The organism is Rhodobacter sp. 24-YEA-8 (genome assembly GCF_900105075.1).
In the GTDB taxonomy this organism is placed as follows: Bacteria; Pseudomonadota; Alphaproteobacteria; order Rhodobacterales; family Rhodobacteraceae; genus Pseudogemmobacter.
Genome location: NZ_FNSK01000001.1, coordinates 1,753,434 through 1,780,396 on the forward strand (window position 1 = coordinate 1,753,434; position 26,963 = coordinate 1,780,396).

General features: G+C 63.0%; 27 protein-coding genes and 2 pseudogenes. 16 read left to right on the forward strand and 13 right to left on the reverse strand.

Features of this window, described 5'->3' with window-relative positions:
- The first annotated feature begins 317 nt into the window (after positions 1–317).
- Positions 318–941: a nicotinate-nucleotide adenylyltransferase gene (locus BLW25_RS08660; protein WP_092898197.1), complete on the forward strand. Its 624-nt coding sequence runs from the start codon at positions 318–320 to the stop codon at positions 939–941.
- A 61-nt stretch (positions 942–1,002) separates the two neighbouring features.
- On the opposite strand, the pseudogene BLW25_RS08665 reads toward BLW25_RS08660, so the two are convergent.
- Both BLW25_RS08665 and BLW25_RS24315 read right to left on the reverse strand, forming a co-directional pair.
- A pseudogene (locus BLW25_RS08665) lies at positions 1,003–1,238 on the reverse strand (IS5/IS1182 family transposase); the annotation flags it as partial.
- Between the two features lie 150 nt (positions 1,239–1,388).
- Positions 1,389–1,562 (reverse strand): hypothetical protein, encoded by a 174-nt coding sequence (locus tag BLW25_RS24315; RefSeq protein WP_171909513.1) that lies wholly within the window; start codon positions 1,560–1,562, stop codon positions 1,389–1,391.
- A gap of 1,531 nt (positions 1,563–3,093) precedes the next feature.
- Between BLW25_RS24315 and BLW25_RS08680 the strand changes: the two genes are divergently transcribed.
- Positions 3,094–3,744 (forward strand): hypothetical protein, encoded by a 651-nt coding sequence (locus BLW25_RS08680; protein ID WP_092898203.1) that lies wholly within the window; start codon positions 3,094–3,096, stop codon positions 3,742–3,744.
- Between the two features lie 100 nt (positions 3,745–3,844).
- Here the strand turns inward: BLW25_RS08680 and guaD are convergent, their stop codons facing one another.
- Positions 3,845–5,119: a guanine deaminase gene (gene guaD, locus BLW25_RS08685; RefSeq protein WP_092898205.1), complete on the reverse strand. Its 1,275-nt coding sequence runs from the start codon at positions 5,117–5,119 to the stop codon at positions 3,845–3,847.
- 165 nt (positions 5,120–5,284) lie between these two features.
- On the opposite strand from guaD, the gene mgtE reads away from it, so the two are divergent.
- The 3 genes from mgtE to BLW25_RS08700 are packed head-to-tail and all read left to right on the forward strand — an operon-like array spanning position 5,285 to position 7,751.
- Positions 5,285–6,655, forward strand: a complete 1,371-nt coding sequence (mgtE, locus tag BLW25_RS08690) for a magnesium transporter (RefSeq protein WP_092898207.1) — start codon at positions 5,285–5,287, stop codon at positions 6,653–6,655.
- Positions 6,652–7,197, forward strand: coding sequence for a 5-formyltetrahydrofolate cyclo-ligase (locus BLW25_RS08695; protein ID WP_092898209.1), 546 nt, complete (start codon positions 6,652–6,654; stop codon positions 7,195–7,197). The genes mgtE and BLW25_RS08695 overlap by 4 nt, the downstream gene beginning before the upstream one ends.
- A complete protein-coding gene (locus BLW25_RS08700; RefSeq protein ID WP_092898211.1) occupies positions 7,194–7,751 on the forward strand; it encodes a hypothetical protein in 558 nt (185 codons plus the stop codon). The genes BLW25_RS08695 and BLW25_RS08700 overlap by 4 nt, the downstream gene beginning before the upstream one ends.
- 7 nt (positions 7,752–7,758) lie before the next feature.
- Here the strand turns inward: BLW25_RS08700 and BLW25_RS08705 are convergent, their stop codons facing one another.
- A complete protein-coding gene (locus tag BLW25_RS08705) occupies positions 7,759–8,844 on the reverse strand; it encodes a substrate-binding domain-containing protein (protein WP_092898213.1) in 1,086 nt (361 codons plus the stop codon).
- A gap of 196 nt (positions 8,845–9,040) precedes the next feature.
- Here BLW25_RS08705 and BLW25_RS08710 point away from each other — a divergent pair, with 196 nt between their 5' ends.
- The 3 genes from BLW25_RS08710 to BLW25_RS08720 all read left to right on the forward strand — a co-directional run bounded on the left by BLW25_RS08710 (position 9,041) and on the right by BLW25_RS08720 (position 12,065).
- Positions 9,041–10,498, forward strand: a complete 1,458-nt coding sequence (locus BLW25_RS08710) for an aldehyde dehydrogenase family protein (RefSeq protein ID WP_092898215.1) — start codon at positions 9,041–9,043, stop codon at positions 10,496–10,498.
- A 117-nt stretch (positions 10,499–10,615) separates the two neighbouring features.
- Positions 10,616–11,578 carry a methionyl-tRNA formyltransferase gene (locus BLW25_RS08715; RefSeq protein WP_092898217.1) on the forward strand — a complete coding sequence of 321 codons (963 nt, stop codon included), beginning with the start codon at positions 10,616–10,618 and terminating at the stop codon, positions 11,576–11,578.
- A 277-nt stretch (positions 11,579–11,855) separates the two neighbouring features.
- Positions 11,856–12,065, forward strand: coding sequence for a hypothetical protein (locus BLW25_RS08720; protein ID WP_143040479.1), 210 nt, complete (start codon positions 11,856–11,858; stop codon positions 12,063–12,065).
- 35 nt (positions 12,066–12,100) lie between these two features.
- On the opposite strand, the gene BLW25_RS08725 is transcribed toward BLW25_RS08720, so the two are convergent.
- Genes BLW25_RS08725 through BLW25_RS08735 form a run of 3 tightly spaced genes read right to left on the reverse strand, consistent with a single transcriptional unit; the run spans position 12,101 to position 13,684 of the window.
- Positions 12,101–12,619 carry a periplasmic heavy metal sensor gene (locus BLW25_RS08725; protein WP_171909514.1) on the reverse strand — a complete coding sequence of 173 codons (519 nt, stop codon included), beginning with the start codon at positions 12,617–12,619 and terminating at the stop codon, positions 12,101–12,103.
- Positions 12,620–12,631: 12 nt separating this feature from the next.
- The gene (locus tag BLW25_RS08730; protein ID WP_092898223.1) at positions 12,632–13,066 is read right to left on the reverse strand and encodes a hypothetical protein; all 435 of its coding nucleotides are present in this window, start codon (positions 13,064–13,066) and stop codon (positions 12,632–12,634) included.
- A 3-nt stretch (positions 13,067–13,069) separates the two neighbouring features.
- On the reverse strand, positions 13,070–13,684 hold the full coding sequence (locus BLW25_RS08735; RefSeq protein WP_092898225.1) for an RNA polymerase sigma factor: 615 nt from the start codon (positions 13,682–13,684) through the stop codon (positions 13,070–13,072).
- Between the two features lie 468 nt (positions 13,685–14,152).
- Here BLW25_RS08735 and BLW25_RS08740 point away from each other — a divergent pair, with 468 nt between their 5' ends.
- Both BLW25_RS08740 and BLW25_RS08745 read left to right on the forward strand, forming a co-directional pair.
- Positions 14,153–14,500: a DUF983 domain-containing protein gene (locus BLW25_RS08740; RefSeq protein WP_253188540.1), complete on the forward strand. Its 348-nt coding sequence runs from the start codon at positions 14,153–14,155 to the stop codon at positions 14,498–14,500.
- The gene (locus BLW25_RS08745; protein WP_253188309.1) at positions 14,472–15,104 is read left to right on the forward strand and encodes an NUDIX hydrolase; all 633 of its coding nucleotides are present in this window, start codon (positions 14,472–14,474) and stop codon (positions 15,102–15,104) included. The genes BLW25_RS08740 and BLW25_RS08745 overlap by 29 nt, the downstream gene beginning before the upstream one ends.
- 81 nt (positions 15,105–15,185) lie before the next feature.
- Here the strand turns inward: BLW25_RS08745 and BLW25_RS08750 are convergent, their stop codons facing one another.
- From BLW25_RS08750 to BLW25_RS08760, 3 genes are all read right to left on the reverse strand, one after another.
- The gene (locus BLW25_RS08750) at positions 15,186–15,722 is read right to left on the reverse strand and encodes a lipocalin/fatty acid-binding family protein (protein WP_253188311.1); all 537 of its coding nucleotides are present in this window, start codon (positions 15,720–15,722) and stop codon (positions 15,186–15,188) included.
- Positions 15,710–16,294, reverse strand: a complete 585-nt coding sequence (locus tag BLW25_RS08755; RefSeq protein WP_092898233.1) for a hypothetical protein — start codon at positions 16,292–16,294, stop codon at positions 15,710–15,712. Before BLW25_RS08755 ends, BLW25_RS08750 begins: the two co-directional genes overlap by 13 nt.
- A gap of 95 nt (positions 16,295–16,389) precedes the next feature.
- Positions 16,390–17,430: an aldo/keto reductase gene (locus tag BLW25_RS08760; protein WP_092898235.1), complete on the reverse strand. Its 1,041-nt coding sequence runs from the start codon at positions 17,428–17,430 to the stop codon at positions 16,390–16,392.
- A 330-nt stretch (positions 17,431–17,760) separates the two neighbouring features.
- Between BLW25_RS08760 and BLW25_RS08765 the strand changes: the two genes are divergently transcribed.
- From BLW25_RS08765 to BLW25_RS08790, 6 genes are all read left to right on the forward strand, one after another.
- Complete coding sequence (locus BLW25_RS08765) at positions 17,761–18,510, forward strand: SDR family NAD(P)-dependent oxidoreductase (RefSeq protein WP_092898237.1); 750 nt, start codon at positions 17,761–17,763, stop codon at positions 18,508–18,510.
- Between the two features lie 242 nt (positions 18,511–18,752).
- A complete protein-coding gene (metG, locus tag BLW25_RS08770) occupies positions 18,753–20,471 on the forward strand; it encodes a methionine--tRNA ligase (RefSeq protein WP_092898239.1) in 1,719 nt (572 codons plus the stop codon).
- Between the two features lie 223 nt (positions 20,472–20,694).
- Positions 20,695–21,126 carry a hypothetical protein gene (locus BLW25_RS08775; RefSeq protein WP_092898241.1) on the forward strand — a complete coding sequence of 144 codons (432 nt, stop codon included), beginning with the start codon at positions 20,695–20,697 and terminating at the stop codon, positions 21,124–21,126.
- A gap of 280 nt (positions 21,127–21,406) precedes the next feature.
- The gene (locus BLW25_RS08780; RefSeq protein WP_092898243.1) at positions 21,407–21,673 is read left to right on the forward strand and encodes a hypothetical protein; all 267 of its coding nucleotides are present in this window, start codon (positions 21,407–21,409) and stop codon (positions 21,671–21,673) included.
- 390 nt (positions 21,674–22,063) lie between these two features.
- On the forward strand, positions 22,064–22,702 hold the full coding sequence (locus BLW25_RS08785; protein WP_216279343.1) for a hypothetical protein: 639 nt from the start codon (positions 22,064–22,066) through the stop codon (positions 22,700–22,702).
- A 135-nt stretch (positions 22,703–22,837) separates the two neighbouring features.
- Positions 22,838–23,140, forward strand: a complete 303-nt coding sequence (locus tag BLW25_RS08790; RefSeq protein ID WP_253188312.1) for a DUF2218 domain-containing protein — start codon at positions 22,838–22,840, stop codon at positions 23,138–23,140.
- Positions 23,141–23,253: 113 nt separating this feature from the next.
- Here BLW25_RS08790 and BLW25_RS08795 read toward each other — a convergent pair.
- From BLW25_RS08795 to dusA, 3 genes and pseudogenes are all read right to left on the reverse strand, one after another.
- Positions 23,254–24,088, reverse strand: a pseudogene (locus BLW25_RS08795) (IS5 family transposase).
- A 320-nt stretch (positions 24,089–24,408) separates the two neighbouring features.
- Positions 24,409–25,437, reverse strand: a complete 1,029-nt coding sequence (locus BLW25_RS08800; RefSeq protein ID WP_092898245.1) for an IS110 family RNA-guided transposase — start codon at positions 25,435–25,437, stop codon at positions 24,409–24,411.
- Between the two features lie 135 nt (positions 25,438–25,572).
- Complete coding sequence (gene dusA, locus BLW25_RS08805; RefSeq protein ID WP_092898247.1) at positions 25,573–26,556, reverse strand: tRNA dihydrouridine(20/20a) synthase DusA; 984 nt, start codon at positions 26,554–26,556, stop codon at positions 25,573–25,575.
- Positions 26,557–26,963: the final 407 nt, after the last annotated feature.

Genomic DNA, 26,963 nt, shown 5'->3' on the forward strand with positions numbered 1-26,963 from the left:
TGTGGAAAAAGCGGGAGCTTCGGCCTGATGCTGATCGCTCGCCATCAAGTCGAGCATGATATGCCCCGCGACGTCAGGTGACAGCCGTGGCCCACCCTGCCCCCCCCGCGATCGGGCGAAGTCAGGCCCACCCCGTCGTTACCGCCGGATACGCCCTGAGGCTCTGCCACGGCCTTTGCGCAGGCGCGCCTGCGATCAGGTGATCATCCGGGGCGACACCGTCGCCCGGCGACAATCCGGATTGCCAGTGCCGTTTTCCCCGACGGCGCCGCTATCCATCGTTCCATAGCCGTCATGAATGAAATATGAACCCGGCTATGGCACAGGGCTTTCCTTTCGCGACACGCGGCATGGTTGTGGGTCTTCTCGGCGGATCATTCGATCCGGCGCATGAGGGGCATGTCCATATCACCCGTGAGGCGTTGAAGCGGATGGGGCTTGATCAGGTCTGGTGGCTGGTCTCGCCCGGAAATCCGCTCAAGGCGCGTCAGCCGGCACCGCTTTCGGTGCGGCTGCAACAGGCGCGGCGGGTCATGCGGCATCCGAAGGTCCGGATCACGGATCTCGAGCGGCGCCTCGGCACACGTTATACCGCAGATACCATCGCGATGCTGCGCGCGATCTACCCGGGCGTGACCTTTGTCTGGCTGATGGGGGCCGATAATCTCGCGGATTTCCATCGCTGGGACCGCTGGCGGCGGATCATGGAGACGGTGCCGGTTGCGGTCCTCGCGCGGCCAGGCGCGGGGCTGCGCGCACGGCTGTCACCGGCGGCACAGATCTATGGCGGCAATCGCGTCGGGCGGGGCGAAACCCTTGCGCGGATGAAGCCACCGGCCTGGGTTTTCATTAATCTGCCGATGAAGGATGCCTCGTCTACCGAGATCCGGGCGATGGGGGGCTGGCGGGCGCCGGAGGGGGGCGCTGCCCCCGGCTCCTGACGGAGCCTCCCCCGGGATATTTCAGGACAGATGAAACAGGCCCTGGCCTCGCGAGGTATTCCACGACCTCTGTGACAGAGATGACTGGCGCGGTGTAGCCGTTCAGAACGGCGATACGGACCCGAGGTTCTGCGAGCTGGCGGTCGAAGTCCCGCATTGTGGCGCGGCCCCGGCAGTTTCGCACACCGCATCTTCGTCCGGACGCGGTCTCGGCGGTGGCATCCCCTCCCTCGTCGCCAGAGGGCACGACCGCGGTACGTCGAGTGCTGCGTTTCGTGCAACTGCGCCTGGCCGGACCAGTTGGATCTGGTTCCGGTCTCCTCGTTTTGTGCCGAACTCGGCCGGGCTGCGATCGCCAAGTGGATTCCCAAATCGCGGAAGCTGCAGCCTGATCGTGCCTGGTGCCCACGTGACGTTGGTTGACGTTCAACCCATCTTTTGCGTTGGTTAGGCGATCGGGGCCAGCTGGACTTCGAGGTAATAGAAGTCGGGCAACAGCATCGCTTCCATCGCGACAGCGCTTTCCAGCTCGCTCTCGAACAGGAAGACCTGCCGCTCCCCCAGAAGATGAGGCGTGAAAAAAGTCGCCGAGACACGGCTGGTAGTATTGCTCCGCGTCAATGGCTTGTGCTGGCCGATAAATGGCAGCGCGCCATGGATCGGAGGGATCACGAGCGCGGGTTGTTTTGGCAAAACTGGGCGGGGTCGGATCCCAGTGCTCAAGATTGAACGTAATTTCTCCTGTCCCGGGCGAGCCTGTGCCGCCGGGTTGAAATGTTGATTTCAGCACAGAAAGCCGTTCTTGCCAGAGCCATTTTGGCTTCTACGGTGGCAATGAACATCCGGCGGCATTCGTCCCAACTCTCGGCGCATCTTGCGCGCGTGTTCTCTTTTCGGTTGTTGAATCCTCTGGTGGTTCACGTCTGTTCAGCAGAATCTTCTGAACCCGTGAAAGTCCAAAGAGGATAATGAATCTTTCCTTATTTTGATTGATGGCATTGAGTCAACGAACCAGAAAATAACGAAAAATGCGAAAAATGTAAATCTGAAAGCCGACGCTGAAAATTGCCCGGAAAGCGCTTCTGGATTGATGCCTGCCGCTATTTGCGGTAATCTCGCGACAAAATGACTTCCCTCCCTCTGACCGTTACACATTTTTCGGGTGAACCGCGTTCAGTCTTCTGGCAAGGCTGGCAGAGCGCAAATTTTGCGCAACGGACGAATTCTGCAATGACAAGGGTATCGCAGGGGATGCTGTCTAGGAGGGCGAGCCCAATAGCGTCAGGCAGGTTGCTGATCTGTCGGGCGCGCCAGCCGATCTCCTGATGTTGACGGTTCCTCGCCATCTCGATGCTCGCAAGACAATGCTGCACGGCATGGTCCTCAATCGCGCGCGCATTTCCGTCAAAGAGGTTCGGTGCTGTCTGGCATGCCTCGCTGAGTGAGGCGATGACAATGGAAGTGGACTCCACTTCGTGTTGACTGGTTGCATGAGCTAAGTTTTGTCTGCCCTCAACATGGACAATGGCTGAATCCTTTGGCCACGGCAGGCGAACTTTGCCGGCGAAGAGATTTCGTCGATAGGCCTGCCGGGAAGATCTCACACGGTGAGGCGAGGATAGCGCATCTGACCACACCCTATAATTTTTTGGGTTTCGTCACGACTGAGGGGACAGGCTGGATCGACATGGCTGGATCGGTTTGATTTTCAGGCCGCGACCGATGCGTGAGATCTGCTCGGCCGAAGCCTTGTGCGAGAGACCTTTCCGTAATCTCGCGATATGACACATGCAGACCGGCACAATGCCATCGCTGTGGCCTTCGACATATTGTCGAAAGGGGAAGACGCCTTTCGGGAAACTCTGTTCAGCATGCAGCGCGCCGGAGGTGCGCCCAACGATGGTCCGTCGTGCCGTTTCGGTGTCCTTTACCGCAACCTGGATCGTTATCTGACCGGTCCTGCTTATGAGCCGTTTCGTGCAATCCTGCGGGACCATATCTTCCAGACCTGGCCGATCGCTACGGGACAAACCGTCCTTGGAGAAGCTCTGTCTACCCGAGGCTGAGATCATGACGGCTGCCGGCGAGGATGGGAGCTGCCCGCCGGAGTGGAGGCTCATCGGCAGCACTGAAGCAAGGGCGCTGTTTGCGCATGGGCTGGCCGAGGCTGGTTTCTGCAAAGCCCTCTCGCTTTCAACCCCACAATTTGATCAGGCGCGAGATGCGGTTTTTTTTGCATCCCATCAAGAGCGGGTTTTGGGACGTTTGGGCGGCGCAGGATCTGATCGACGGGCTGTTAAATGGGGCCGAGCCGATATCTTTCGTCCTGCATGACTGGTGCAGTCTGGCGGAAGCCTCTGACCGTTTGCAGATGACATTTCCCGAGATCATCGACGACATCCGCTCCGGACGGATTGCGCGGGTTGGCAAGTATTTACAGCGGTCCGGCTTTGCCTCGATCCTGATCAATCTTGGCCATTTCGAACAGGAAGGAGGGGCGATTTCGATTGAAACTTTTGCCTTTTCGCTGGGGCTTCGACCAAGTGAACTCATCGCCTTCGTTCGTCGAAATGACCTCTCGTCTCAGCAGTTGCGCGGAAAGCGGGGCAATGCGCAAGTGCGAATGAGCGCGGCGGACAGGCAGGCCTTCCATGACCGCTTCGTCAGCTTTCGTGCTCTGGGAATAGCGGCGGGTTTGGGATGGCAGGCGCTTCAGGCCTGGTTGGACGCAAGTGAAATTGGGCCTGTGGGCCGCAGTGCGAGAATTTATTCCCGCACCGAGGTCAGCCATCTGCTTCCCTGAACGCAGGTCTCATGCCGTTTCTCCTTGATGCCTTTGCGCACGCTATTCCTTGCTTTTGCGCAAGCTTCCCCTTTTTTGGCATCTAGCCGTCACCAGCCATTCACCGCAGCCTGCCCCCCACCCAGACCGCGCGGATGGCGCGGTCGTCGCCCATCATCACGGTCGGGAACAGCGCCTGCCAGAGGGTTTCGGCGCGGGCGGCGGCCTGGGCGATGGCCGGGGTGGAGGCCAGGTCGATCACCGCCAGATCGGCTTCCATCCCGGGGGCGATATTGCCGATCTGGCCTTCGGCATGCAGCGCGCGGGCCGAGCCGACGGTTGCCAGCCACCAGAGCTGCGCCGGATGCAGCGCCTCGCCGCGCAGCTGCGCGACCTCATAGGCAGCGGCCATGGTGCGCAGCATGGAAAACGACGATCCGCCGCCGGTATCGGTGGCCAGCCCGACCCGCAGGCTGCGGGCAAGCCCCATATCGAAAAGCCCCGAGCCGATGAACGTATTTGAGGTCGGGCAATGCACCAGCGAGGCACCGGCCTCGGTCAGCCGCGCCTTTTCGCGTTCCGTCAGCCAGATCGCATGGCCGTAAACCGCGCCCTCGCGCAAGAGCCCCTGGGTCTCGTAAGTATCGAGATAATCGCGCGATTGCGGGAAAAGGTCTTTCACCCAGGCGATCTCATCCGTCTGTTCCGAGAGATGCGTCTGCATCAGGCAATCGGGGTTCTCGCGCCACAAAGAGCCAAGCGCCGCCAGCTGCTCCGGCGTCGAGGTCGGCGAAAACCGCGGCGTGATCACATAGGACAGCCGGTCCCGGCCGTGCCATTTCTCCAGCAATGCCTTGCTGTCATCATAGGCGGATTGCGCGGTATCGCGCAGACCCTCGGGGGCGTTGCGGTCCATACAGGTCTTGCCGGCATAGACCCGCATCCCCCGCGCCTCGGCCGCGCTGAAAATCGCATCGACCGAGGCCGGATGGATCGTGGCATAGGAACAGACTGTCGTGGTGCCGCGCGCCAGCACCAGATCGAGATAGCGACCGGCGATCTCAGCTGCATAGGCAGGATCGGCAAAGCGCATTTCCTCGGGGAAGGTGTAAAGGTTCAGCCAGTCGATCAGCCGCTTGCCCCAGGAGGCGATGATCGCCGTCTGCGGGTAATGCACATGCGCGTCGATAAACCCGGCCGAGATCAGACACTCGCCGTAATCATGCAGCCGTGCAGCGGGATGGGCCGCGCGCAGATCGCCCGCCTGCCCCACCGCCATGATCCGGCCGTTCTCCACGAGGACAGCGCCCCGGCTCAGATGCCTGGCCGCCGCCTCACCCTCCACAAAGGGATCACCGGTGAAGCTCAGCACCTGTCCCAGCAGCAGATCCGCCATTCGCCTCTCCGATCCGTTCACATCCTGTCAGCAAAACACCGCCACCATGTTACAATAAGCCATCATCAGCGAAAGGAAATCCGCCGCTTGCCCCCTGTTTCCCGCATACGGCTTCCGGTAAACCCCGGGAATGCGGTGCCGGGCTGGTGCGGTGAAGGAGTATCCATGAAGGAAACGGTTCAAGAGCGCGACGAAGAGGAACTGGCCGCCGAACGCCTGACCCAGGTGCTTGAGGCCGTTGCGGCAAAGGATACCGCGCGGCTTGATATGCTGCTTGATCCGCTGCACGCCGCCGATATCGCCGATATTCTTGAACAGATCTCCTCAGCAGACCGCAGCGGGCTGCTGGCGCTCTGGCATGGCGGGATCGATGGCGATGTGCTTTCCGAGATCGACGAGTCAATCCGCGAAGAGGTGATCGAATCACTGCCGGACGAGGTGGTGGCCGAGGCTGTCCGCGAACTCGACACCGATGACGTGGTCGATATTCTCGAGGATCTCGACGAGCCGGCGCAGGAAAAGATCCTTGATGCGCTGGAAGATGCCGACCGGATCGCGGTCGAACAGGCGATGTCTTACCCGGAATATTCCGCCGGGCGTCTGATGCAGCGCGAAGTGGTGATCGCCCCCGAGCACTGGAGTGTCGGAGAGACGATCGACTTTCTGCGCGGCGCCGACTGGCTGCCGGATCAGTTCTATCATGTCATCCTCGCCGATCCGAGGATGCGCCCCATCGGCTATGTCACCCTTGGCCGCATCCTCTCGGCCCCACGCGATGCAAAGCTGAAAGACATCACCGAAGAGAGTTTCCGCACCGTCAGGGCGACCGATGAAGAGGCCGATGTCGCCTATTACTTCAACCAGTATCACCTGATCTCCTGCCCGGTGGTGGATGAGGACGGGCGGCTGGTTGGCGTCATCACCATTGATGACGCGATGAATGTGCTCGACGAAGAACATGAAGAAGACATGCTGCGCCTCGCCGGTGTTTCGGATGAGAGCTCGATCCAGGACGGGGTGATCGCGACGGTCAGAAGCCGCCTGCCCTGGCTGGTGGTCAATCTTTTCACCGCCTCGCTTTCCGCATTGGTGATTTCACAATTCGAAGGGGTGATTGCCTCGCTGGTGCTGCTGGCGGCTCTGATGCCGATTGTGGCCTCGACCGGAGGGATTGCAGGCACGCAGTCGCTGGCGGTGGCGGTGCGCTCGCTTGCGACGCGCGATCTGACCCCGGCAAACGCGCGCCGGGTGATCTGGCGTGAACTCCGGGCGGGAATGGTGAACGGGATCTTCCTCGCGCTGGTGCTGGCCTTTGCAGCCGTGGTGTTCTTCCACGACCCCTGGCTTGGATCGGTGCTGGCGATGGCGATGATCTGCAATCAGGTGGTGGCGGCAACGGGCGGGGTTCTGGTGCCGCTTGCCTTTAACCGGATGGGGATGGACCCGGCGCTTGCCTCGGGCACCTTTGTGACTACACTGACCGATGTGATGGGCTATCTTGCCTTTCTTGGCTTCGCTGCACTGGTGCTGTTGTGAAAGAAATCAAAGCTGAAATCCGCAGAAAGGCGGCCGAAGCCCGCGCGCTCGCCTATGCGAAAGGGCAAGGTCAGGCAGCCGATCTGCTGGCGGATTACCTTGCGGCGCATTCCGGCAAGGTGCTGTCGGGCTATATGCCCTTCCGGACCGAGATCGACCCCCTGCCCGCCATGGCTGCGCATCAGGGGCCCGTTTCGCTGCCGGTGATCCCCGGCCGCGACCAGCCGCTCAGGTTTCGCGAATGGAGCCCGGGTGCCCCCCTTATCGAGGGCACTTTCAAGGCGCTGATCCCGGCAGAGGGCGCCTGGCTGGAACCCGAGATCCTGATCGTGCCCATGCTGGCCTTTGATGCGCGCGGCTACCGGCTCGGTTATGGCGGCGGCTTTTACGACCGCACGCTCGAAGCCCTGCGTGCGCGCCGCCCGACGCTGGCAGTCGGTTTCGCCTTTGACGCGCAGGAGATGGACGAGGTCCCGATCGAAAGCACCGATCAGCGGCTCGACGTGATGATCACCGAAAGCGGCGTCAGGGTTTTCGGGTGATCCGCAGCCTGGTCCTCGGCCTCCTCGCCGCGGGCCCCGCAACAGCCGGTTGCTTCACCACAGAGGACCTGCCCGCGCGCGCAGTCTATTCCGACGGTGCCGCGCTTGAATATCTCGACCTGACGGATGATGTGCTGACCTATCGCAGCGGCCAGATCACCTCGCGCCTGGCGGCTGGCCTCTGGCCGATCTCAAGCGAGGCGCCGGGCTTCCGGATCAGCTATGACTGGAACGCCCCCCTGCCCTTGCCCGGGCCAGAAGCGATCCGGGATCAGGGCGGCGAGATCACCCTGAAGGCCCGGATGACGCGGCAAAAAGCAGCGCCGGTGACAGTCTCGCTCACCATCCGGGTCCTGGGCGAAGAGGCGGTGACCTGGGAAGATTGCATCTATACCAGCTTCCGGATCCATAAGGTGATGACGGCGGCGGATGGCCGGAAGATGATGGATGCCAGGCTTTTGTTCGCGCCATCGGCCATGCTGGCCATATCGACCGAATCCTTAGATCTGACGGATGATACATCGCGGGTCAGCCAGCTGAAATCGCTCGAATAGCGCCATATCAGCCGCGCGCGCGGAACACCTCACGGATCGTCTTGACCTTACCCGGCTCCTTCACCTGATAGCCAGGCAGCTGCGAGATCTCGCGCGCGAATTCCGGCCCGCGCATCACCGCCAGCACCCGCTCCATCGCCGGGTGGTCCAGGATGCGGCGATGGCAGATAAAGACGTAATCCTCGGTCAGCACCGGCACGAAATCGAGCCCGAACTGCCGCGCCGCCGCCTCGACGCCAAAGGCCACATCGGCAAAGCCCGAGGCGACATAGGCCGCAACCGCCGCATGGGTGAATTCCGAATGTGAATAGCCGTTGATCGCCGCGCCCTGAACCTGGTGCTGCGCCAGCAGCTGATCGAACAGGATCCGCGTGCCGCTGTCGGGATCGCGGTTCACCAGCCGCACGCCTGAGCGCGTCAGATCATGGCAATGGGTGATCCCCAAAGGGTTCCCCTTGCCCACAATCAGCCCCATCTCGCGCGTCACGAACGAGATCACCCGATGTTCCTCGGGATCAAGCCAGCCGCGTGTCATCGCAAGCGTGCGCGCGCGCAATTCGCCCTGTGGCAGATGCATCCCGGCAAGATCACAGGTGTTTTCCACCATCGAAACCAGGGAATTCGAATTCGAAACATAGCGGAAATCAACGCTGCCCTCGAAATCCCGCGCCAGCAGCTCGCGCAGTTTCGGCACCGCAAAGCCATGGCTTGCCCGCACCCGCAGCTCCAGCCGCCCGCTGGCAAGCGTCTGGTTCACCTCGGTCTGCAATTCCTGCGCCAGGTTTTGCAACAAAGGGCGCAGCCGCGCCTCAAGCCGTTCCGCCGCCCAGACCAGCTTGTCGCCGAAGGCCGTCAGGCTGGTCCCGCTGCCCTGCTTGCGCTCCACCAGATCCGAGCCGAAAAATTCCGACCATTTGACCAGAAGGTTCCAGGCATGGCGATAAGACATCCCCGCCCTGGCCGCCGCGACCGAGAGCTTGCCGGTATTGCGGATATCCGACAGCAGGCCCAGCGTGATCTCCAGCCGTTCCTGGGTCTCACGACGCTGAAACGCCCAGACCGGCGCGATTTCAACCCTGACTGACCTGTCCATCTTATGAAATCCTGTTCATGTATTTTGCCTGCAAGTCCGGCACAAGATTGCCAGACCTTGGTCGGCAAGTCATGTAACCTGTATCATATTCACAGAATTTTTCACCAGGGTAAGGTTATTTTCATCAGGCGATTCCCGGAGGAGAGTGGATCGCCCGGTCAATATATGAACTGACGTGCATATGATGGAGGGAACTATGCTCGACCAGAAGACCGGCGGGATCTATCCGCTGCTGATCGGCGGCGAGACGCGGCCCGCACTTTCGGGGCGCACATTCGAGACGCTGAACCCCGCAACCGGCGCCCATCTTGCCCATGTGGCCGAGGCCGGGGTCGAGGATGTCAATCTCGCCGTCGCTTCTGCGCGCAAGGCGTTTGAAGAGGTCTGGGCCCCGATGCGCGCCGCCGACCGTGGCGCACTTCTTCTGCGTTTCGCCGAGGTGATCCGGAGCCACAGCGAGGAACTGGTCGAGTTGGAAAGCCTTGATTCGGGCAAGCCGGTTTCCGCGATCCGCCGCCAGGATCTGCCGGCGGTGATCGACACCCTGACCTATTACGCGGGCTGGGCCGACAAGATCACCGGCACCGTGACCCCTGCCCGCCCCGATGCGCTGACCTATACTGTGCGCGAGCCGCTGGGTGTGGTCGGCGCCATCATCCCGTGGAACTTCCCGCTGATGATCGGCATGTGGAAAATCGCACCGGCACTGGCCTGTGGCTGCACGGTGGTGCTGAAACCGGCCGAGATCACCCCGCTGACCGCGATCCGGCTGGGCGAGCTTGCGCTGGAAGCCGGGCTGCCGCCGGGTGTGCTGAACGTGGTGCCGGGCTTTGGCAAGGTCGCGGGCCAGGCCATCGTGGATCACCCCGATATCGACAAGGTGACCTTCACCGGCTCGCCGGTTGTCGGGCGCCAGATCCTGCAGGGTTCGGCAGGGAACCTGAAACGCGTGACGCTCGAACTCGGCGGGAAATCCGCCAATATCATCTTCCCCGATGCCGATATCGATGCGGCAGTGCGGGCGGCGGGTTCGGGGATCTTCTTCAATACCGGGCAGGTCTGCTCGGCCGGCTCGCGCATCCTCGTCCATGAATCGATCCATGACGAGGTGGCTGAAAAGCTCGCGGCCCGGGCCAAAGGCATGCGGCTCGGCAACCCGCAGGAGTCGGGCACCTCGATGGGGCCGGTGGTCTCGGAAGTGCAGATGAACCGCATTCTGGACTATATCGAGATCGGCCGGGCCGAGGGCGCAGAGGTCGTGACCGGCGGTGCCCGCCATGGCGACCAGGGCTACTTCATCGAGCCGACCGTCTTCGCCAATGTCCGCCACGACATGCGTATCTCGCAAGAAGAGATCTTCGGCCCGGTCGCCGCAGTGGTTCCCTTCAAAGACGATGATGATGCGCTGCGCCTGGCCAATGGCACTGTCTACAGCCTCGCCGCCGGGGTCTGGACCTCTGACATGACCCGCGCCCACCGCTTCACCCGCAAGCTGAAGGCCGGCACCGTCTGGGTCAACACCTATGGCCCGACCGATATCCGACTGCCCTGGGGTGGCGTGCGCGATTCCGGTTTCGGGCGCGAACATGGCGAAGAGGCCATCGCCAATTTCACCGAACCGAAAGTGGTCTGGATCAATACCGGACCTGCCTGACCTGCCCCCCTAACTCCCTGAAGCCTTTTCCCGAGGCTCACTTCGGGGTCCGTCTGACTGGTCACGGCCAGGGTGACGGACCCCGCTTTTCCCAAAATTCCGATAAAGGATCCTCCGATGCGTATCGCGATCATCGGCCAGCAGGCCTTTGGCAAAGCCGTTCTTGAAGCCTTCCTCGCGCGTGGCGATGATGTCGCCGCCGTCTTCTGTGCGCCCGAAAAGCCTGGTGCCAAACCCGATCCGCTGCGGCTTGCGGCCGAAGAAAAGGGTGTAAAGACCCTGCAGCTCCCCAATCTGACCAGCGAGGCGGCGGCAGAGGCGCTGCGCGCACTCGATGTCGACCTCGCCGTCATGGCCTATGTGCTGCAATTCGCGCCGCAGGGCTTTGTGACCATCCCGAAACATGGCGCCATCTGCTATCACCCCTCGCTTTTGCCGAAATATCGCGGCCCGAGCGCGATCAGCTGGCCGCTGATCCGGGGCGAGACCGAGACCGGGCTGACGATCTTCCGCCCCAATGACGGGCTGGATGAGGGCGATATCGTTTTGCAAAAGACCACTGCGGTCAGCGCCGACGACACGCTGGGCACCGTCTATTTCGACCGGCTTTTCCCGATGGGTGTGGCCGCGATGCTTGAAGCCGCCGATCTGATCCTTGCGGGTAAACACAGCGAGACCGTGCAGGATGAGAGCCAGGCCACCTATGAGGGCTGGTGCCGCGACCCCGAAGCGCGGATCAACTGGTCGGCCCATGCAATCGATATCCATAACCTGATCCGGGGCTGCGACCCGGCACCCGGCGCCTGGATGCTGGTCGGCGATGAGAAAATCCGCATCTATGAGAGCCATCTGATCCCCGCACGCCGCTTTGCTGATGTGAAAGGCAAGCCCGGCACCATCGCCGCAATCGGGGGCGGCAAGGTGCAGGTCGCATTGCAGGGCGGTCTGGTCGAGATCGGCCGCGTCCGCACTGCCCAGGGCGAAAAGCTCAGCGCGGCAGACTATGCCAGCCGCCTCGGCCTTGCGATCGGCGACCGGATCGACAGCCATAACGCCGGTCTGCGCACCGCTGCAGAATGACAAAAAAACCGCCCGGGCCTTACGGTCCGGGCGGTCTTTTCAGAGACAATTGCCCGTCTTCCAGGGCAGCGGCATATCGTAGGCCACGATGCAGCCGGGAGGGTCGATGCAATCGACCACAGCTGCGAGGTCATAATCGCGGATCTGATCCATCATCGCGCCCGCACGCTTACAGCTCTGGGGCAGGCCCTGCGCGAAGCCGATTGCGGTGTGCTGTTTCTCAATCAGATCGACGCGCGCGGCCTAGACTGACCCCTGTATTGCGCTTCTGCGAGTGGTGCTGCGGGCACCTGAAACGATTGACGAATTCGACCACACCCAGCTTGCGGCAATTACCCGTGCCCGCCGCAACTGCACGAGCCCGTCCGAGGCCGGACGCAGGCTTTTTGCAGGCTCGCGTCAGGAAAAGGCCAGTCAGAATGATGCCGACGGGCTGCGCAAATATCTTGCGCGTTTCGGGCTGAACCGGGCGGCGATCCGCGCCTGACTGGCGCCTGAAACCCCGTCTAGAAAGTCCTGTGCTCAGTCCTTTTTCTTCTTCGGCTGCAACGCGTGTTCCAGCCGTTCCGCATAGGTGCGGCGCTCGGTCTCGTTCAGGGTGGCCAGATAGGCACCGATCACCTCGCTGGCGCTGATCAGGCGGCGGCTGTTGCTTTCCGAGATCGTCGCCAGCGCGTCCTGCATCGCTCCGGCATCAAAAGGCTCGGCCCGAAGCGCGGCCAGAAGCGGGTCATAATCGGCGCGCAGCTGCGCATGGCCGCGCTTGAGATCGGGGTTTCGGCTGACCCAGGCCTCGCGCATCGCATGCCAGTCCTCGCCCCGCATCGCCGTTGCCAGCGGCCCGAGCCCATTGTCGCGCCTTGCACCCGAACCATGTTCCCCGCCGCTTCTGGCGCCCGATTGCATATCGGACCAGGCCCCCAGCCAGGCGCCGGCGAACAGGCCGCCAATTGCCAGATTAAGCGCCAGTGAGGCCGCCAGAAGCGCCCTGACCCAGCCGCGCGTTCCAGGTTGTTTCGCGCTGTTGTGCGGATCACTCACACCCATCTCTCCTCAGCCTCCGGCCAGAAAATAGATCGCCACCGGCTCCAGTTCGGGCCCGTCATCGCCTTCGGTCACAGTCATGGCCCCGGCCGCGGTCAGGAACCCGTCGCCGAGCCCGGCCGGATCGGAATAGCCCAGAAACAGTGCAAGTGCGGCCACCGCGCCAAGGCTGGCCACCACGCCGCTGCCGCCAAATCCCGCGCTGAAGGAAGACCAGAGCCGCGCGATCCCTGCAAGGAAACCGGCACCCGCGGGGCGCAAAACCCGTGAGGGCGCGCCCGAAGACGCCGGCATCGCCGCAAGGCCCGCCTGCAGCACATGCGCCATCAGCGCCCCGGATGGTTCGGGTGCGGTCGCCCGCGCAAGAAGAAAGACGCGGTCAAGCTCGGCGCCCGTCAGCTCCGGCGCATTCCGTTCTGGTCCATTCAGCTCTGTCTTGCCCATCGCTCAATCCCCTTCAAACCCCAAAAGCGCCCGATACGGCCCGAGCGCCTGCGCCAGACCGCGGCGCCCGCGTGCGGTCAGGCTTTCGACCGCTTCAATCCCCACGCCCATCACCGCCGCGATCTCGGGGTTCGAGAGCCCCTCGATATGGCGCAGGACCACCGCCTCGCGCTGACGCTCGGGCAAGGCGGCCAGCGCGCGGTCCAGCGCGGCCATCCGCTCCGACGCGATCAGCCGCGCCTCGGCCCCCGGCGCGCCATCTGCCGCTTCGGGCGCATCGCTCAGTTCCAGCGTCGCGCCGCCGGTATGACGGTGGCGGCGCTGCCGGCTGCGGATCCGGTCGGTCGCCAGATTGGCCACCACCCGGTAGAGCCAGGTCGAGACCTTCGCCTCTCCCTCGCGCCAGCCCGGGGCCGCGCGCCAGAGCCGCAGCATTGCCTCTTGCGCAATGTCTTCCGCCTCGGCCCGGTCGCCCGCCATCATCCGGCTGGCAAATGACAGGACCGGCGGCAAAAGCCGCGCCGTCAGAAGCCGGGCCGCAACGGCATCGCCCTGCGCATAGCGCGCGAGCAAAACCGCCTCATCCTCGTCCTCGACCGTATCCCGGGGCATCCTCATTCCCATCTGTTACCCCGGAACCCGGGGCCACCGCAAAGCCCGGCTTGCGGCCCCGCCCTTAACCGATCTTTCTCTGAGCGACCCGCGAAGCAGCCCGCTATCCGATATAGCCTGTCCGAAACCGGCCCTTCCCGTATTGTCTGACAGCTTTATAACGACACGGATCTGCGCTTCCGTCGCGGCATTGCGGATAAATCGCGCCCGCCACCGCCAGAGCATTCCCGATCAGGGACCTGCGCCGGCGCGGGATGCGACTAAACATCCCTGTGAAACAGGTTTCAAACTGCCTAATCTGACGGCAGGGACGAGAATCGAAGAGGCAGAAGACGCGGCATGCAGAGCAGCAATCTGAAAACCGCTTCCGGCTATGATCTGCTGGCGGAAGGGCGGGCTGACAAAGAAGCCGGAGGCACAGCAGAGCAGACAGCGCCAGACCAGGATGCCGGAGAACGGCCTTTGCGCCCGGCCATGTTGCGCGGCTGGCGCCGCCGCTGCCCGTCCTGCGGCGCGGGGCCGCTGTTTCAGGGCTTTCTCAAGGTGCGCGATCACTGCCCGGTCTGCAATGAGGCGTTGTTTCACCAGCGCGCCGATGACGGGCCGGCCTATGTGACGATCCTGATCGTGGGCCATATCATCGGGCCGCTGATGCTTGCGCTCTATATCAGATGGACGCCCGATCCGCTTATTACCGCTGCACTTTTATCGGTGGCGAGTGTGGCGATGTCGCTGTTTTTACTGCCCCGGATCAAGGGGGCATTTGTCGGATTGCAATGGTCGCGGAGGATGCATGGCTTTGGGGATAATGAGCGTGGATGAGCCGCAGATCCGCGATGCGGCCACGGTGATCCTCACCCGGCGCGAAGGCGGTGAGGCGCGGATCCTTATGGGTCAGCGCGGCGCGAAAGCGGTCTTCATGCCGTCGAAATTCGTCTTTCCGGGCGGTGGGCTGGATGCAGCGGATGAGGATGCCGGGGTCGCGGCGCTGACGGCGGATTGCGCTGCAAGGCTGGCGCAGATCAGCCCGGGTGTGCCCGGCGGGGCAGCGCCTGGCCGGCTGGTCACGGCCGCCCTGCGCGAGCTGCGCGAAGAGACCGGGCTCGGCTATCCGCCGGGGGCGGCAAAGCTGCGCTATGTGTTTCGCGCCATCACGCCGCCCGGGCGGCCGCGCCGCTTTGATGCGCGGTTTTTCCTTGCCGATGCGGCCGGGCTGGACGGCGACCCGGATGATTTCTCGCAGGCCTCGGACGAGCTGTCGCATCTGGCCTGGCTGGGGCTTGATGAGGCAAGGCGGCTCGATCTGCCCTTTGTTACCGAAGTGGTTCTGGCCGAGATCAGCAATCTTTTGCGCGGTGGCGATCAGCCCGGCGTGCCGTTTTTCGACAATTCCGGCGCGCGGCCGGCGTTTCGGCGGATACTGTAGGGACGGGTTTCTGGCCGGGGGCTGACGCCTCCGGCGGGATTATCTTCGTCATGAGCAGGCGGCATTGCCGGAAAGACCTGGTCAGAAGGGCTTCAGCCGGTCTTTCGGATAGCCGTTGAAATCGAAGATCTCGGCGGCGGCGCGCAAGCGGTCTGGGCCGATGCGGCCCCGGTCAAGCACAAAGCCGAATTCGCCCCTTGGCGTCGCGATGGCGAGGGTGCGGTAGCCGCTGTCGACCCAGATCACCCACCATTCTCCCATTCCGGGCACGGTGAATCTGCCGGGGCCGGTCACGGTCACGGGGCCGGAAGCGGTGATCTCGCGCCCGTCGAGGCAGAGCCGGGCTTTGACGGAAAGCTGGCCGGAAGCTGTCTGGCTGAAGACAGCGCCGCCGGGTGCGCAACTCTGGGCCGCGCCCCTTGTATAGGCGGCGGCCTGGCGCCAGTCGCCTGTGATCCGGGCGGGCTGGAAGGCGGCCGCGGACCAGATCCCGGCGCCTGAGTTGCGAAACACCGTGCGACCGACGGTTTCAGATGCGCGGGGGGCGCAGGCCTGGAGGGCAAGGGCAAGCCCCGCCCCGGCAAGCACAAGGCGGATCAGACGCGTCATTGCAGGCATTCGGTCATTCTCCGGCCACTGTCATCGAGGATCTCACTGCAGCCAAACAGCGGCGTGAACGGCGCGCAGGTGCCCGACCGCGCGAGGCATTGCCCCTCGCATTGCGTCGACGCCGTACAGCGCTTGCCGGAATCTTTGGTGCTCCAGACACAACTGTTGAAGCCGGACCCGGTTTTGGCCCAGTTGCCCCCGGCCTTTTCACAGGTCAGGCGGGCCTCGGCGGTGAAAGGGTTGGTCTCGACCGGCGCAGCTTCGGGCGGGGCAACTTCGGGCGGGACCGTTTCGGGCGGCGCGGGCGCTGCAGCAGCGGCGGCTTCAGCCGGGGCATTGCCGGAAGTCGCGACTGCGGCCGCGGCGGGTGCCGTCTTTGCCCCCGGCGCGCCAACAGCAGCGCCGGGGGGCCCAAGCGCTGTGGTCTCGATCGCGTCGCCGGTGATAACCGTCGTCGCGGTTTTTTCCACACCTGCCCCGCCCGCGCCGGATTTCTCGAATCCCGGCAGGCAGCCGCCAAGCGTCAGCGCAAGCGCAACCGCCCCGGCCAGTGTCGCAAACCGATACCCGATACCTGTCATCCGGCTGTTCCGCCGCTCTTGCCCATGTTTATCATTATCGCGCGAGACTGCCCCGAAACGGCCAGGCGGGCAAGCGCGAAGCGCCCCGCACCGGCTCAGAACGGGCGCGGATGCAGGCGATAGACCTCGTTCAGATCGTCCAGCACCTCGGGCGACAAATTCAGCCCCGCCGCGCCGATGCAGGTCGCGAGATCGGCAAGCCTGGTCGCCCCGATGATCGGGATCGTGGTGAAGGGTCGCGTGCGGCAAAAGGCAATCGCCATCTGAACCGGGTCGAGCCCATGATCCGCCGCCACCGCAAGGCAGGCCGCCACCGCCGGAAAGACCTGCGGCGTGATGCGGCCACCCAGATCCGGGACCCGCGCCCGGCGGCTGTCAGAGGGGGTCACATCACCGGCATATTTCCCAGACAAAAGCCCCGCCGCCAGTGTCGAATAGGCCAGAAGCGGCAGATCCTCGATCAGGGAAAGCTCGGCATGATCGGTGTCGAACTGGCGGCACAGAAGCGAATATTCGTTCTGCGCGCTGACCATGCGCGGCAGGCCCAGCGTGTCGGCCAGATGCAGCCAGCGCGCCGTGCCCCAGACGGTCTCGTTCGAGAGCCCGATGGCGCGGATCTTGCCCTCGGCGATCAGGCTTTGCGCGGCGGTCAGGATATCGGTCATCGCGGCGGTCTCGGCGGTGCGGTCGATGCCGGTCGGCGCATAGCTCCAGTTCTGGCGGAAATGGTAGCTGCCGCGATTGGGCCAGTGCAGCTGATAAAGGTCGATATAATCGGTGTTCAGCCGCCGGAGCGAGGCCTCTGCCGCCTCTCTCAGGCTGGTGCCGGTAATCGGCTGGCCGGGGCGGACATGCTGGCCGGTCCCGGTGATCTTGGTGGCAATCACCAGCCGGTCGCGCCCGCCCCGCGCTTTGATCCAGGAACCCACGATCTCTTCGCTGACGCCCACGGTTTCGGCCCGGACCGGGTTGACCGGATACATCTCGGCGGTGTCCCAGAAGGTGATGCCGCGATCCAGCGCCAGATCGGCCTGGACATGGCCCTCGGCCTCGGTATTCTGGCTGCCCCAGGTCATGGTGCCGAGGCAGAGCTCTGAGACGGTCAGGCCGGAACGACCGAGGGGAATCATTTTCATGGCAGAGCTCCTTTTGCGGGCGAGACTGCGGGCACCGGAGGCAGGAGGCAAGGCCGCCCGGACAGGCCGGCGCATGAGAGCCAGGGTTGTGCAAAAGGCCGCCAAACCAGCACCCGGCATGGCCCGTCTGAAATCGCAGGTCGGTGATCGGCGGCTGATCCTGCGGTATCGCTGTCTGCGGCAATGCCCGGAACTCCGCCCCCTGCGACCCGGATTTCACATCAGTACATCCCCTTCCGCAGGGACGGTTTGCGCCAGATCAAGGCAGGGACGCCCCGGAAGGCCCAGACTGTACCCTGAGCCCATCCCGGACACAGAGGAGCCCTGAATATGGAAATCAGGTTTGACGGAAAAACGGCACTGGTGACGGGGGCCGGATCGGGGATCGGTGAGGCGGTCGCGCTGGATCTTGCCGCCTCCGGTGCTGTCGTGGTCGTGTCGGATCTGACCGAGGATGCAGCGCAAAAGACGGTTGCAAAGATCATCGCCGCAGGGGGCGCGGCAGTTGCGGCTTACGGCGATGTTGCGGATCCCGCGGTGGTGGAGGCCCAGATCGCGCTGGCCGAACAGCATGGCGGGCTGCATCTTCTGGTCAATAACGCCGGGATCGGCGGCCCCTCAGCCCCGACAGGCGCCTATCCGCTGGACGGCTGGGACCGGGTGATCGCCGTCAATCTGAATGCAGTTTTCTACGGACTGCGTTTTGGCCTGCCCGCAATGGAGCGCGCAGGCGGCGGTGCGGTGGTCAATATGGCCTCGATCCTCGGCAGTCAGGGCTTTGCCGGATCGGCGGCCTATGTCGCGGCGAAACATGCCGTGCTGGGCCTGACGAAAACCGCCGCGATGGAATATGGCGGCAAGGGCATCCGGGTGAATGCGGTCGGCCCCGCCTTTATCGACACGCCGCTGCTTTCGGGCTTCGACAAGGAGACCCGCGACTGGCTGATCTCGAAACATCCTGTCGGCAGGCTGGGGCGCGCAGACGAGGTCTCGTCGCTGGTCCTGTTCCTGCTCTCGGACCAGGCGAGCTTTGTTACCGGAAGCTATCACCTGGTCGATGGGGGTTATTGCGCGCCGTAAAAGAGGGGGGCACTGCCCTTCGATACCTCTCAGGCCCCGCCTTTGGCGGAGCCTCCCCCGGGATATTTCCGGACAGGTGAAAGCCCTGCCCCGCCCAGAGCGATGATCCGGCCCTGCCCCGGTCATGACAGGCGGTCCCCGGGGGGCAGCCCGGCCCGGAGGGGGCGGTTTTTCGCAAAGCACTGGCCCTTGGCGGCGCCCCGCGTTAAACCCCGGATCCGAACCGGTCGAAAGGCGTCTTCATGGCCCGCATTCTCATCACCTCTGCAATTCCTTATATCAACGGGATCAAGCATCTGGGGAACCTTGTTGGTTCGCAGCTGCCTGCGGATCTGTTTGCCCGTTATATGCGCGGCCGCGGCAATGAGGTGATGTTCATCTGCGCGACCGATGAGCATGGCACCCCCGCAGAGCTTGCAGCTGCAAAGGCCGGTAAGCCGGTCGAGGACTATTGCCGCGAGATGCATCTCGTCCAGGCCGATCTGGCAAAGGGCTTCCGGCTGAGCTTTGACCATTTCGGGCGCTCCTCCAGCCCGGAAAACCACCGCCTGACCCAGCATTTCGCCGGGGTTCTGGCCGATAACGGGCTGATCCGCGAAGTCACTGAAAAGCAGTTCTATTCCATCGATGATGGCCGTTTCCTGCCCGACCGCTATATCGAGGGCACCTGCCCCAATTGCGGGTTTGAGAGCGCACGCGGCGATCAATGCGACAATTGCACCAAGCAGCTTGACCCGACCGATCTGATCAACCCGCATTCGACCATCTCCGGCTCGACCAATCTCGAGCTGCGCGAGACCAAACATCTCTACCTGCGCCAGTCGGCGCTGAAGGGCGAGATCGAGGCCTGGATCGACGGCAAGAAAGACTGGCCGGTCCTGACCACATCGATTGCGAAGAAATGGCTGCATGATGGCGATGGCCTGCAGGATCGCGGCATCACCCGCGACCTGAAATGGGGCATCCCGGTGAAAAAGGGGGACCAGCCCTGGCCGGGGATGGAAGGCAAGGTCTTCTATGTCTGGTTCGACGCTCCCATCGAATATATCGCCTGCACTGCCGAATGGGCGGATGCGAATGGTCGTCCGGCCGCTGACTGGGAACGCTGGTGGCGCACCGACAAAGGCGCCTCTGACGTCACCTATTACCAGTTCATGGGCAAGGATAACGTCCCCTTCCACACGCTGTCCTTCCCGGCAACGATCATCGGGTCAAACGAGCCGTGGAAGCTCGTGGATTACCTCAAATCCTTCAATTACCTGAATTATGACGGCGGCCAGTTCTCGACCTCGCGCGGGCGCGGTGTGTTCATGGACCAGGCGCTCTCGATCCTACCCTCGGATTACTGGCGCTGGTGGCTGCTGTCCCATGCCCCCGAAAGTGCGGATTCCGAATTCACATGGGAGAATTTCCAGGTCTCAGTGAACAAGGATCTCGCCGATGTGCTGGGGAATTTCGTCTCCCGCATCACCAAATTCGCGCGGTCGAAATTCGGCGATGATGTGCCTGCAGGCGGCGCCTATGGCCCGCAGGAGGCGGCGCTGATCGCCGATCTGAGCACTCGGATCCGCGAATATGAACGGCTGATGGATGCGATCGAAGTGCGCAAGGCGGCGGCCGAGCTGCGAGCGATCTGGGTTGCCGGCAATGAATATCTGCAATCCGCCGCGCCCTGGTCGGTGGTGAAAACCGACCCCGAGGCCGCCCAGGCTATCGTGCGCTTCGGCTTCAACCTGATCCGGCTTTACGCGGTGCTCTCGCGCCCCTTCATCCCGGATGCCGCGGCGGCGATGATGGCGTCGCTTGGGCGCGAGGACTGGGCCTGGCCCGAGGATGTCGCCGATGCCATGGCCGGCGTGGTCGCGGGCAGCGCCTTCACCGTGCCCGAAAACCTCTTCCGCAAGATCACCGATGAAGAGCGCGCCGACTGGCAACAGCGCTTTGCCGGCATTCGCAGCTGAAGACGCCGCCTTTTCCGGCACCGGGCGCGGCAGGAAACCTGCGCCCGGGCCAGTCCTGACAGGGAAAATCCGCCCTGTCACCATTTCATGACGATGTAATTCATTTGCCGGATTCACAGGGATCCAGCAATCTCGGCACGTGCCGGTCCCGAAATCCTGAGCGAGACAGCACATCCCAATTTCACCCGGAAGGCACCGCGCCCTTCCGGAACCGGAGAAACACATGAAACGCTTTATTACGCTTCTGGCTTTTGCCGCCGCCGTAACTGCTTCCGGCGTTCCTGTAACCGCCGAGACCCCCGCCGCCCCGCCTGCGATGAAACCCGCCGAACAGGCTGAAAAGGGCTCCACCCTGCAAACCGCCAATGCGATGATCAATTATGGTCGTTCCAAAGGTGATGCGCTGGCGATGATCGCGGGCGTCAAGATGATGCTCGACGTGACGGCTGGCACCACGATTGAAACCGGCGGCACGCCGGTCGATCTGGGCAAGGTGCTGGATGAGGCCGTGGCGCTGGCCAAGGATGACCCGCTGATCATCGCCAAAGCCGACAGCCTGCGCGATGCCGCCGAAACCCAGAACCGTGCCATGTGTTACTGGGAATACTGGTGCGACTGGTATGGCTACTGCGAATACTGGTATGTCTGCTACTGATCAGAGCACAGGCATCTCCTGATCAGCACACCCCTGCCGGAGCAATCCGGCAGGCTTTTTTATCTCGCGGCCCCGGCCTTCCGCAATGCTGCAGATGCGAAGAAATTCCTGCGATTGCGAAAAACTCGCCAGATGTATAGCAAATATTTCCCAAAATTTAAACATGAAAGGGAAATAGTTCCGCACCGGGGCAAAAACTGAGAACCACAGGCCTCCCGTTCCATGGCAGACTGTCGCCACTGCTCGTTCCGCTTCCCGAAACTGCCAGAGGGAGAAACATATGAACGACATTTCCCGGAAGCGACACGCTCTGACACGGGGGCCGGTTCTGGCGGCAATCGTTTTTGCGCTCGCCTATGGCTCCGCCATGATGCTCGTGATCGCGCCGCGCGGCCTCCTCGGCGGGTCACAACCGGTGATGGCAGAAGGGGGCGTGTTCTCCGGTGCCATGTTCTCCGGGGGAGCCGCATCTGATCAGCCGCAGCTCCTGCGGGCCGGGTTCACCCCAGTCCCTTCCGACCGTTCTGCCTATGGGATCCGGGACTGACAGACCAGGTGGCTGGTCAGTTTGCCGGATGGCCAAATCGATAAACCAGTTCAATCGCCCGGCCCGGAGCTTTCCGCGCCGGGCGATTTTCTGATTTCTCGCAGCAGCGCCTCGCTTGAATGTGAACACGCCCCTGGGGCAAGCCACTGAAAAGATAGCAAACATTCGGCTTGATCAATTCCGAGTATTTTAATAGGAAATACATGTCCAGCTTTTCGCCAGATATGTCCGGGCGCGCCGCCCGATGTCATCCTGACTTTACGATCTGCGACTTGCCTGCTCTCCCACGCCCGCCCCAGTTTACCGAAACAGCGACCGTTTCCGCACAGGACCAGCATAAGCCGGGACTGTACCTTGCGAAACGGCCCCCGACCGGAGCCACCTGCCCCGATGCCTGAACATCTCGCCGATGCCGATGCTTTGCCGCTTGCCTCGCTGGGGCTCGATGCTTTCGAGACCGGGATGCTCGCCGTCACCCGCCATTTCATGACCGCCTTCGCGCGGCCCGAAAGCCAGGCCTGGCAGAGCGCCTATACGATTGCCGCCGAACGCTGGGGCCAGGCGCGGGGCCCGCAGATCGCGCATGGGCTGCTCGCGGTGATTCAGGCGCTGCGCCAGGCCCGGGACGAGGATTTCCACTACGCCAACCCGCTCTGCATTTCCTGCCGCGATCAGGTGACGCCCGAAGAGGCCGCCTTTTGCCTCATGCTGCACGCAATGCGCCGCGACCGCGCCGATCTCGCGCGCGGCCCGGTGCTGGAAGTCACCGGCGGCCGGATGGATCCGCTTCTGATCCAGGTGGCCTTGTCTTTCGCGGCGCGTTTCCCGGCAGAGGATGCGGAAAATACCGCCGCCGCAAAGGCCGCCGCGAAATCTGCCACCCAGGCCGAGGGCCTGAACCCTGCCCCTGTTGCCGCCGGCACCGCCTCGCAGCGCCCCTCACTGAGACCCTCACTGGCCCCCTCGCAACGACCGGCCCATCGCCCGACCCATCCCCCTGCGGCACGGCATCTGCGTCTCGTGCATTGATCGCATAACTGTCGCAACCTGTCGCGCGTCAGTGCGAATTTGCACGCTCGCACCCCCGGGCTGAGCGTAAACCCGGTCTTGCCCGGCGGAGATTCCGCTCTTAGATCCGGAAGGACAAAAGCGAAGGATCCAGCGATGTTGACATCATCGGCGCGTTTCGAGACCCAGAATGGCTCGAAATATATGCAACAACTGTTCCGGCATTTCGCCCATAAGATCGAGGTCGAAGTGGACGCGCATCACGGGCGGGCCACGCTCGGCCCGGGACCGCTCAAGATGGAGGCCGATGCCAGCGGCCTCTCGGTGAAGGTCTCGGCGGAAGATGTGCGCGGCATCATCGAAGCGCGCTATATCGTCGACAAACATCTGGTGGTCTTTGCCTTCCGCGACGGCTTTTCCGGCTTTGCCTGGTCGCTGGACGAGACGGCCCTTGCCTGAAACGGGGCCGCAACCAGCGGCGCGCCTGATCGGGTCAGGATGCAGTGATCCTGCCACCGGGCTTTGTTACGTAATTCGGATTGAGGCCGCATGTGTCCCTTGCCCGGCTTGTGTCAGCGCATGTGAAGGGTCTCAGGCGAGCCAGGTGATGTGAAGCAGTTCATGGGTGCGTTTCGTCTCTGAACCTCCGCATCCTGCCTGTTGAAGTCTCTCGCCATGACGCGCTCGCCGAGGAGTTTGAGGTCGAGCAGGTGAAGACCACCGGTTCGAGTGAACCGGCGAGGTCATCCTGGCTTCCACGCGACTTCGTCGGTGATATCCGGACCATTTCTTCCAGTTGGCCCGCGCGAAGCGTTTGCAGGCGCGCAACGAAGCGCTACCCGCCTGCAGGCCGGGATCATCTCCCTGCCAGGCCCTGGTATTTTGTCCTGGAGGTATGATGGCATCGGCACCTCGGGCAGCGATGGGGCATGGCGCCCCTTGATGTCATAAATGCCATCGGCAGTGACACTCTCAATCCGCTCATCAGTTGGGACCTGCCCCAGCGGGTCCGGCAAAACGCCTCGCCGGTTCGTTTGAACCGGTGGCACTTTACCGGCTCGACATCACCGATACGGCTGCTGGTCACCCCGACCGCCCGGACTTCCAGCGTATCAGCATCAACAACGATATGAAGCTTACGCCACTGGCGACGGCGACCGGCCCCGTGCTTGCGGACCAGCCCCTCCCCCTCGCGCGGGAACTTAATACCGGTGCTGTCCATCAGCAGGTGCAGCGGCCCGGACGCCGCGCGATACGGGATCTGCACCTTCACAGGATGACCCGCCTTGCCGCTCGGGGTCGTGAACCATGACATCTCCGGATCAAACCACACCAGCAGGGAGTCGCCAGCACCTGGCTGTAGCCGGAGCAGTTCGTTGTGCGGAAGAGGGGGACAGGCTTGCTCATGTGCCTACCCTAAGCCGCTGACTCACAAACATGAATCCGAAGCTCACAGGGATAGTGCAACATGTGTAACCGCCCCTTGCGCAAGAGGGATCTTCAGAGCTTCTTTTGGCGCGTCATCGGCTGCTGACATGTGTCCGGCCTCATGATACGACCGTCTCTCTGCCGCGGGCCCGTATGGTGTTCGAAGGTCGGGTCCAGATCAAAGCCGCGTGCTCGAAGTCACTCTGTTGCACACAGGTTCTCCCGATCCCGTCTCACGACGATTGCGCCAAACTGCTCCTTGCCCTCCTTCGCTCCGACGTCCTCGCGACCGTGACGGCTTACGCCGCTGCGGCCGGAGCCTCGTAGACACCACCTCGGGCCATCAGGGCCCAAACGATGCGTGCCATCTTGTTAGCCAGCGCGACCCGCACCAACATTGGCGGCTTGCGCGTCAGCATGCCGCCGAGCCATGTGCCCGGTTGCGCCGCCGCATGGCAGTGCCGTTTGATGATGACGCTGTTGGCGCCAATGATGAGCAGGCGCCGCAGAGATCGCTCCCCCATCTTCGTCGTAGCGCCAAGCCGCTGCTTGCCGCCTGTTGAGTGCTGCCGTGGCACGAGGCCGAGCCAGGCGGCAAAGTCACGCGCCTTGCGGAACATCGTTGGCGATGGTGCCAGCGCCGTGATGGCTGTGGCAATCAGCGGCCCGATCCCGGGCACCGTCATCAGCCGGCGGGCCACAGCATCTTCTTTGGCTCGGCGCTCGATCTCGGCGTTGAGTTTGCCGATCTCGGCCTCGAGATGCAAAAGCATGGCGACCAGAACCGTCAAAGTGGCAACAGCGTAGGCGGGCAGGCCATTGTCCGGATCTTTCACGATGGCGATCAGCCGAACCGCATTGGCCGCCCCCTGCGGCACGATCAGACCAAACTCGGTCAGATGGCCACGCAGGGCGTTGATTGCCTGAGTGCGCTGACGGATCAGAAGTTCTCGGATGCGGAAGACCATGGCCGCGCCTTGTATCTCCTCGCTCTTCACCGGCACAAAGCGCATCGTCGGCCGCACTGCCGCTTCGCAAATCGCCTCGGCGTCTGCTGCATCATTCTTCTGCCGCTTGACGAAGGGCTTCACGTAGGCGGGCGGGATCAGCCGCACCTCATGGCCGAGCTTGCCAATCTCGCGGCCCCAGAAATGCGCGACGCCGCACGCTTCCATGGCCACGACGCAATGTGGCAACCCGCCGAAAAAGTCGAGCACCTGGTCGCGCCGCAGCCTCTTCCTAAGCAAAGCTCGCCCGAAGGCATCAGCCCCATGAACCCGGAACACATTCTTAGCAAGATCGAGCCCGACCGTGGTAATCTCAAACATGACCGTCCTCCTCTGTGGATCGTTGCTGACCCACCTTGGCACATTGACGCAGTCGGGCGGCGGTCACATCATCAATGCCGCACGGGATTAAATCAGCCGCCTGTCAGGCCTGCGCCCGGCTCGGTCTAAGGTCTGTCACGCAGGCAACCGGGTGACCTGCTCCAGCGCCTCCAGCACGACATCCCCCCCTGCGCCCTCACGGCTCGCTTTCGTTGACAGAACCTGACGCCAGCCCCGCGCGCCGGGCAGGCCGTGAAACAGCCCCAGCATATGGCGGGTAACCTGATGCAGCCGCCCGCCGTCAGCGATATGGGCGTCGATATAGGGAAGCATCTGCCGCACCACCCCGTCGCGCGACAGCGTCCGCTCTTCGCCCCAGAGATCATCCGCCCCGATCAGCACTTGGCCGGGATCGTGGTACGCCGCCCGACCGACCATCACCCCGTCAAGCCCCTGATCAAGCAGGGTTCTGGCGGTCGCGAGATCGGCAACACCTCCGTTGAGGCAGATGGTCAGTTCCGGGAACCGGGCCTTCATCCGCAAGACAAGGTCATAGTTCAGCGGCGGAATTTCGCGGTTCTCTTTCGGCGAGAGACCCTGCAACCAGGCCTTGCGCGCATGGATGATGAAATGCGTGATCCCGACCCTCGCGAGGCGCTCGATAAAGGCAGGCAGCACTGCCTCTTCGTCCTGATCATCGACCCCGATCCGGCATTTTACCGTCACCGGCACATCTGCCTCGGCCTGCATCGCGGTCACACATTCCGCGACGAGATCGGGATCCTTCATCAGCACTGCGCCGAAACAGCCCGACTGCACCCGGTCGGAAGGGCAGCCACAATTCAGGTTCACTTCATCATAGCCCCAGGGGCGCGCGATCCGCGCAGCCTCGCCCAGTTCACGCGGGTCAGACCCGCCAAGCTGCAATGCCACCGGATGCTCTTCGCCGGAGAAATCCAGCAGCCGCGCTTTGGGCCCGTGAAGGATCGCAGGCGCAGTCACCATCTCGGTATAGAGCATGGCGCGTCGGCTCATGATCCTGTGAAAATAACGACAATTTCTGTCAGTCCAGTCCATCATCGGGGCGACAGATAGTCTATGAGATTGATTTTCAAGCATTTTTATAGTATCTTCAATCCGTTGACCCAGTTTACCCTTACGCGAAGTTACGCCCTGATATCCCCGAATACCCCTCTTTACGACGACTCATTGCACACAGAGCGCAAACGAAATGGCCTCGATCTCCAAGCTTCCCTCCGGCGCATACCGGGTCCGGATCAGACGGAAAGGCCGCTACTCGAGCGAGACTTCAGTGCGTCGGGACAACGCCCCGAAATGGATCCGGCAAGCTGAGACGCTGGTCGATCAGGGGTTGCCCCCAACAGATCGTCCGTCGCTCGCCTGCACACCTTCGGTGACCTGACTGATCTTCATATAGCCGATATCTGTGCGGCAAGGAAACCTCCCCGCCGCAGCGAGGAAGCCTCTCTCACGGCTCTTAAGCGCGACCTCGACAAGAAGAAGGC

Bases quoted from the DNA above. Each gene is read 5' to 3' on its own strand.
- BLW25_RS08780 (WP_092898243.1), top strand. From the start codon at position 21,407: ATGAACGACATTTCCCGGAAGCGACACGCTCTGACACGGGGGCCGGTT.
- BLW25_RS08735 (WP_092898225.1), bottom strand. From the start codon at position 13,684: ATGAGGATGCCCCGGGATACGGTCGAGGACGAGGATGAGGCGGTTTTG.
- guaD (WP_092898205.1), bottom strand. From the start codon at position 5,119: ATGGCGGATCTGCTGCTGGGACAGGTGCTGAGCTTCACCGGTGATCCC.
- BLW25_RS08785 (WP_216279343.1), top strand. From the start codon at position 22,064: ATGCCTGAACATCTCGCCGATGCCGATGCTTTGCCGCTTGCCTCGCTG.
- BLW25_RS08705 (WP_092898213.1), bottom strand. From the start codon at position 8,844: ATGGACAGGTCAGTCAGGGTTGAAATCGCGCCGGTCTGGGCGTTTCAG.
- BLW25_RS08760 (WP_092898235.1), bottom strand. From the start codon at position 17,430: ATGAAAATGATTCCCCTCGGTCGTTCCGGCCTGACCGTCTCAGAGCTC.
- BLW25_RS08740 (WP_253188540.1), top strand. From the start codon at position 14,153: ATGTTGCGCGGCTGGCGCCGCCGCTGCCCGTCCTGCGGCGCGGGGCCG.
- BLW25_RS08745 (WP_253188309.1), top strand. From the start codon at position 14,472: ATGGCTTTGGGGATAATGAGCGTGGATGAGCCGCAGATCCGCGATGCG.
- BLW25_RS08790 (WP_253188312.1), top strand. From the start codon at position 22,838: ATGTTGACATCATCGGCGCGTTTCGAGACCCAGAATGGCTCGAAATAT.
- BLW25_RS08660 (WP_092898197.1), top strand. From the start codon at position 318: ATGGCACAGGGCTTTCCTTTCGCGACACGCGGCATGGTTGTGGGTCTT.
- BLW25_RS08765 (WP_092898237.1), top strand. From the start codon at position 17,761: ATGGAAATCAGGTTTGACGGAAAAACGGCACTGGTGACGGGGGCCGGA.
- BLW25_RS08715 (WP_092898217.1), top strand. From the start codon at position 10,616: ATGCGTATCGCGATCATCGGCCAGCAGGCCTTTGGCAAAGCCGTTCTT.
- BLW25_RS08775 (WP_092898241.1), top strand. From the start codon at position 20,695: ATGAAACGCTTTATTACGCTTCTGGCTTTTGCCGCCGCCGTAACTGCT.
- BLW25_RS08750 (WP_253188311.1), bottom strand. From the start codon at position 15,722: ATGCCTGCAATGACGCGTCTGATCCGCCTTGTGCTTGCCGGGGCGGGG.
- BLW25_RS08680 (WP_092898203.1), top strand. From the start codon at position 3,094: ATGGGCTGGCCGAGGCTGGTTTCTGCAAAGCCCTCTCGCTTTCAACCC.
- mgtE (WP_092898207.1), top strand. From the start codon at position 5,285: ATGAAGGAAACGGTTCAAGAGCGCGACGAAGAGGAACTGGCCGCCGAA.
- dusA (WP_092898247.1), bottom strand. From the start codon at position 26,556: ATGCTTGAAAATCAATCTCATAGACTATCTGTCGCCCCGATGATGGAC.
- metG (WP_092898239.1), top strand. From the start codon at position 18,753: ATGGCCCGCATTCTCATCACCTCTGCAATTCCTTATATCAACGGGATC.
- BLW25_RS08710 (WP_092898215.1), top strand. From the start codon at position 9,041: ATGCTCGACCAGAAGACCGGCGGGATCTATCCGCTGCTGATCGGCGGC.
- BLW25_RS08755 (WP_092898233.1), bottom strand. From the start codon at position 16,294: ATGACAGGTATCGGGTATCGGTTTGCGACACTGGCCGGGGCGGTTGCG.
- BLW25_RS08730 (WP_092898223.1), bottom strand. From the start codon at position 13,066: ATGGGCAAGACAGAGCTGAATGGACCAGAACGGAATGCGCCGGAGCTG.
- BLW25_RS08800 (WP_092898245.1), bottom strand. From the start codon at position 25,437: ATGTTTGAGATTACCACGGTCGGGCTCGATCTTGCTAAGAATGTGTTC.